Raw genomic sequence first — 780 nt, forward strand, 5'->3', positions numbered from 1 at the left:
CATCAGCACCATCACCGTGTTCGGCACGCCGCTCGACGTGACGCTTTCGGAACTGGCGATCGAATCGTTTTTCCCCGCCGATGAACAGACGAGGACGGTGCTGGTTCGGTTGGCGAAGGAACGGGCCGAACGTTCGTAATCACCCTTCAGGCAAAGATGCCTTGCGCGTGCGGGTGCGCTCCAGGCCGAGCTGGCGTTCGCGCCAGATGATGAAGATGCCGGCGGCGACGACGATCAGGCCGCCGACAAGCATATGGAGCGTGGCGACGTCGCCGAAGACGAGATAGCCGACGACGAGGCCTAGGATCATCGAGGTGTATTCGAACGGCGCCACGACCGAGGCTTCGGCATGGCGATAGGCCGCCGTCATCAGGATCTGGCCAAGGCCGCCGCAGAAGCCGGCGGCAACAAGAAGGGCCGCCTGGAGCGGCGTCAGCGCCTGCCAGCCGAATGGCAGCGAGAGCAGCGACATGACGCTCGCCGTCACCGAAAACCACAGCACGATGGTCGCCGTACGCTCGCTTTGCACGAGATTGCGCACCAAGAGCATGGCGACGGCCGAGATCGCCGCCGCGACAAGAGCGGCCATGACGCCAAGCACTTCCTGGTCGTCGAGCGCCTGGTCGGAACTCAGCAGCGTCAGTTCCGGCCAGGAGATGATCAGCACGCCGACCAGGCCGACCGCGACCGCACTCCAGCGATACACGCGGATAGCCTCGCCGAGGAAGATGGAGCTGAACACCACCACCAGCAGCGGCTGCGCGTAGTTCAGCGTGATCG

Annotated in this window: 1 protein-coding gene and 1 pseudogene; one reads left to right on the forward strand and one right to left on the reverse strand. The window is 64.5% G+C overall.

The features are described 5' to 3' along the window. Window positions 1-139 (forward strand): annotated as a pseudogene (locus tag EN994_RS36595) (transcriptional regulator); the annotation flags it as partial. On the opposite strand, the gene EN994_RS33785 reads toward EN994_RS36595, so the two are convergent. Then, a partial coding sequence (locus EN994_RS33785) for a DMT family transporter (RefSeq protein ID WP_164746543.1) occupies window positions 140-780 on the reverse strand: 641 nt, incomplete at its 5' end.

The sequence above is a fragment of the Mesorhizobium sp. M7A.F.Ca.CA.002.09.1.1 genome, assembly GCF_003998555.1.
Classification (GTDB): Bacteria; Pseudomonadota; Alphaproteobacteria; order Rhizobiales; family Rhizobiaceae; genus Mesorhizobium; species Mesorhizobium ciceri.